Origin of the sequence: Streptomyces mesophilus, assembly GCF_040300965.1 — a bacterium.
Lineage (GTDB): Bacteria > Actinomycetota > Actinomycetes > Streptomycetales > Streptomycetaceae > Streptomyces > Streptomyces mesophilus_A.
The window spans coordinates 1-4,561 of record NZ_JBEPEW010000285.1 but is presented as its reverse complement, the minus strand read 5'-3'; the positions used below and the strand labels follow the sequence as shown (position 1 = coordinate 4,561).

4 protein-coding genes are annotated in these 4,561 nt (G+C 72.2%); 1 reads left to right on the top strand and 3 read right to left on the bottom strand.

Annotated elements, in window-relative coordinates:
* Positions 1–205: 205 nt before the first annotated feature.
* The 3 genes from ABT367_RS40960 to ABT367_RS40950 form a co-directional block, all read right to left on the bottom strand.
* Positions 206–1,615, bottom strand: coding sequence for a serine/threonine-protein kinase (locus tag ABT367_RS40960; protein WP_352259017.1), 1,410 nt, complete (start codon positions 1,613–1,615; stop codon positions 206–208).
* Positions 1,612–2,367, bottom strand: coding sequence for an FHA domain-containing protein (locus ABT367_RS40955; protein ID WP_352259018.1), 756 nt, complete (start codon positions 2,365–2,367; stop codon positions 1,612–1,614). The genes ABT367_RS40960 and ABT367_RS40955 overlap by 4 nt, the downstream gene beginning before the upstream one ends.
* Positions 2,368–2,498: 131 nt before the next feature.
* Complete coding sequence (locus ABT367_RS40950) at positions 2,499–3,137, bottom strand: hypothetical protein (protein ID WP_352259015.1); 639 nt, start codon at positions 3,135–3,137, stop codon at positions 2,499–2,501.
* Between the two features lie 355 nt (positions 3,138–3,492).
* Here ABT367_RS40950 and ABT367_RS40945 point away from each other — a divergent pair, with 355 nt between their 5' ends.
* The gene (locus ABT367_RS40945) at positions 3,493–4,362 is read left to right on the top strand and encodes a bifunctional methylenetetrahydrofolate dehydrogenase/methenyltetrahydrofolate cyclohydrolase (RefSeq protein WP_352259014.1); all 870 of its coding nucleotides are present in this window, start codon (positions 3,493–3,495) and stop codon (positions 4,360–4,362) included.
* Positions 4,363–4,561 lie beyond the last annotated feature (199 nt).

Below are 4,561 nucleotides of genomic sequence, written 5' to 3'. Positions count from 1 at the left end.
CTCGGCGGCGGATCCCCGTGCGGTGGTGCAGCCGGTCGCGGCGGCGCTCCACACCGCCGCGACCGCGCACACCGAAACGAAACCTCGCTTCATGGCGGTGCGTCCCCCCAAGCGCGCCGCCCCCCGTGGCGGCGCGGTCGTCACGCTAGGGGCGAGCCCCGGGCGCCGGGTACCTCGGAGGTCAGAGGTTGCTCGCGCGGACGGATCAGAGGTCGCTCTCCGAGACGGTCGGCCGGGGATGGGCGTCCTCGGCGTCGCAGCGTGGGATCCAGCTGTGGGAGCGCAGCTTGTAGTCGCCCTTGAGGTTGCCCTGCTGGTTGACGCCGGTGCAGCCGGCGCGTTCGCTGTCGCGCTCCCGCTCGACGCCGGTCGGTACGAAGCCGGGGCCGCGCCAGTACGCGACGCTGATCTCCTTCGTACGCTCCTGGTTGTTGTTGAACACCGACTTCACGGGCCTCTCCCCGGACCAGGCGCAGCGCGTCCTGCCGCGCAGCCAGTCCTCGTCGTCCCCGGCCCAGTGGCACATCTCCCCGTTCCCGTTGACGTCGCTGAAGAAGCACACCTCGCCGGCCGGGCAGCGGTGGTAGCCGTACGTCACGGAAGGCTCGGGCCACACCGCGTACACCGTCGCGGCCGCGGCGAATAAGGCTGCCGAGGAGAGCGCGGCCCAGCCCGCGCGCCGGGAGGGTTTCCTGCGGGACGGCAGCCGCAGCCGCCGCGTCCTCGCCGCGCCCGTCAGACGCCGTATCCGCTCGAGCAGCGCCCGCGCCTGATGCGCCGAGCGCTCCCGGTGCGTGGCGGCGAGGCAGTCCCGCACCAACGCGCGCCACCCGTCGGGCAGTTGCGGGGAGAGCCGCAGCTCCTCCTCGCCGAGCGCATAGCGCACCGCCGCGTCCCGGCGCACCGCCGCGGTGCCTCCGGGCAGCGGATACGACCCGGTGAGCACCACATGGGCGAGGACTCCGAACGCCCAGATGTCCGCGCTCGCCCGTATCTGCCGCCCGCGCTCGCCGACCTCCGGCCACACCAGCTCGGGCGGGGTGTAGTCGGGGGTGGAGAACGCAGGCGCGTAGGCGTGGGTGCCCTCCAGCTCGGCGGCCATGCTGAAGTCGCCGAGACGTACCGAACCGTCCGCCATCAGAAGCACATTGGCCGGCTTCAGGTCACCGTGCACCCAGCCCGCGTCGTGCAGCTGCGCAAGGCCCTCGCACACCTCGGCGAGCAGCTCCGGCGCCTGCGCGGGGACCCCGGAGTCCAGGAGCGCGTCGAGCGAGGTCCTGGCCTCCTCCAGTACGAGGACGGTGGCGCCGTCGAGCTCGGGGTGGTCCGGATCGTCCACCGTGAGCGCCTCGTACATCCGGATCAGCCGAGGCGCGCGCAGCCGGCTGAGCAACTCGACCTCGCGCTCGGCCAGTTCACGCAGATGATTGAGCCGGCGCGGGGTGTGCGTACCGGTCGGCAGGAACTTCAGCGCCGCGCGCCGCGGGGCGCCGTCGCCCATCCTGCGGGCCGCGTACACGCTCCCGAACGAGCCGCTGGCCAGCGGCTCGCGCACCTCCCAGGACCCGACCCGGTAGCCCCGGGGCACGGTCACCGCGTACGGCTGCGCGGTCACCGGCCGGCCCCCTGCCGCGCACCCGCCTCCTGCCGTACGGCGCAGGGCAGTACGGCCAGATCGTCCTCCCGTACGAGATCGAACCGCAGCGCCAGGGAGGCCAGCGCCTCCTTCTTGCCGTTGAGCCGCGGGCCCGGACCCGCCTGTTCCGCGGGCGGCTTGAGGCGCAGTTTCACCGCGAGGTAGTCGATGTTCCACTGCACGGTGGCCCGGTTCGCCGCGGGCCAGCCGGGCGCGAGCCGCTCCACGACCTGCTCCACCGTCGGTACGGGGGCGTGCGGGGCGCCGCGCAGCCGCGGCTCGCACAGGGCGGCGAGCACCGCGAAGTAGCGCTTGGCCGGGTCGAGCGAGAAGGCCGGCAGCGTCTGGGTGCCGTCCAACGCGCCGCCGTGGCGCGGTAGATGGTCATGGCGCGGCGCCCACACCTCGAACGACAGGAGCTCGCCCGCGGCCGGCAGGACCACCCGCGCGAACTCGAACGGCACCGGTGCGTCCAGGCGCCCCGGCCCCACCTTGATGTGCTCGCCCGCACCCTCCGGGTTCTCCACCACGTAGGTCTGGGTGCGGCTCATGTTGCTCAGGATCCAGAAGGCGCCCTGCGCGGCGATCTCGCCCGCGTGCCGTGAGACGCCCTCGTGGTCGATGGTCAGGCCCTCCACTGCACGCCCGAAGGCGAGCTTCTCGCCCGGGCGGAGCCTGAGTTGATGCCCCGGTCCCGGGCAGTGCGGCGGCACGACGATGATGCTGTCCAGACTGTGCACCTGGTCCCCCCATGTAGCCGGACCCCGTCAGGGTAGGGCGCGCACGAAGGGCCGCACCCCTCTTCGTACGAAGATGAGGTGCGGCCCTTTCGTTCCGGTTACACGCGCGGGATGCACGCCGCTCAGTAACGGGGGCGGGCGAACCAGGCGGTGCCGGAGGAGACCGCCGGGGCGGCGGTGATGATGGCGCCGAAGACGACCCACAGAAGCGGGAAGATCACCGCGCTGGCCATCCCCGTGTCGAGGCCGACGAACAGGAAGATCAGACCGGCGACGCAGCCGAGCGCACCGTAGACGATCGTGGTGACGCGGATGCCCTGGCCGCCGCTGCCGAACTTGACGCCAAGGGTGATGGAGAGCGCGGCGAGACCCGCGAGGATGAGGGCGACGACCACACCGACGCCGGCCGCCACGTCGGCGAAGTCCGAGGCGGAGCTGGAGCCGAAGTCGTCGGCCGCGTCGGACACGTCATTGGCGATCGCCGCCACGTAGAGGTAGGCGAGGGCGCCGATGATCTGCACCGCCGAGATGATGAACAGGAAGACGCGCGCCGTCACCAGGAGGCCCGGCATCGTCTGCTGCATCGGATTGCCGCCCGGGTAGGCGGAGTACCCCGGATAGCCGGGCTGCTGCTGGGGATAGCCATAGCCCTGCTGCGGCGGCACGGCGGGCGGTGCCTGCTGCGGGTAGCCGTATCCGGGCTGGGCCGGCGGCTGCTGGGGCGGCTGACCATAGGGGTTGTTCGGGTCGCCGTAACTCATGGCGCTTGACTCCTCCGTGGGTAGTGCGGGGACGACGCGGTTCGCACTAAGGAGGAAGGTCCCAAGGTATTAGTGGCCGTCCCCCCGGTTACTCCCGCGGCACTGTGCCGGACATGGTTCTAGGCGGGCCGTGTGCTTGTCCACCCGCATTCCAGATGTGTTGTGCAAGTGCAACCTCCGCGATCTTGGAAACGGCGGCCGGTCCGTGCGTGGATCCGGCGGCCGGACCGCCCCTGGATCCGGCGGCCGGACCGCCCCTGGATCCGGCGGCCGGTCCCCCCCGGATCCGGTGGTTGCCGAGATCATCGGGTGGCCGATTGGAGACCGGGCGCCCGGATCGGCGAGGATGGGTCCCATGACCGCCCAGATTCTCGATGGCAAGGCCACCGCGGCCGCGATCAAGGCCGAGCTCGCCGTCCGCGTGGAAGCGCTGAAGGCACGCGGCATCACCCCCGGACTCGGCACCGTGCTCGTCGGTGAGGACCCCGGCAGCCAGAAGTACGTGGCCGGCAAGCACCGCGACTGCGCCCAGGTCGGCATCGCCTCGATCCAGCGCGAGCTGCCCGCGACGGCCTCGCAGGAGGAGATCGAGGCGGTCGTCCGCGAACTCAACGAGGACCCGGCCTGCACCGGCTACATCGTGCAGCTGCCGCTGCCCAAGGGCATCGACGAGAACCGCATCCTCGAGCTGATGGACCCGGACAAGGACGCCGACGGTCTGCACCCGATGAACCTGGGCCGCCTCGTGCTCAACGAGCCCGCGCCGCTGCCCTGCACGCCCAACGGCGTGATCACGCTGCTTCGCCAGCACGGTGTGGAGATCAGGGGCGCGGAAGTGGTGGTCGTCGGCCGTGGCGTGACCATCGGACGCCCGATGCCGCTGCTGCTCACTCGCCGCAGCGAGAACGCGACCGTGACCCAGTGCCACACCGGTACGCGCGATCTGGCCGCCCATCTCAAGCGTGCCGACATCATCGTGGCCGCGGCGGGCGTACCGCATCTGATCAAGCCCGAGGACGTGAAGCCGGGCGTCGCGGTCCTGGACGTCGGTGTCTCGCGGGACGAGAGCGGCAAGATCGTCGGCGATGTGCACCCCGGTGTCGCCGAGGTCGCGGCCTGGATCTCGCCCAACCCCGGCGGCGTCGGCCCGATGACCCGCGCCCAGCTGCTCGTCAACGTCGTCGAGGCCGCCGAGCGCGCGGCCGGTGGCCCCAGTGCCGGCTGAGGGCGCGGCTTCCCCGGACGGCGAAGGGCCCGAGAGGGCGGCGGTTTCCCGGGACGGCGAAGGGCCCGAGAGGGCGGCGGTTTCCCGGGACGGCGAAGGGCCCGGGAGGGCGGCGGTTTCCCGGGACGGCGAAGGCCCCGAGGGCGCGGAGTCGGCGCAGGAGCACGCGGAACCGGCAGCGCGGTCGCAGGAGTACGCG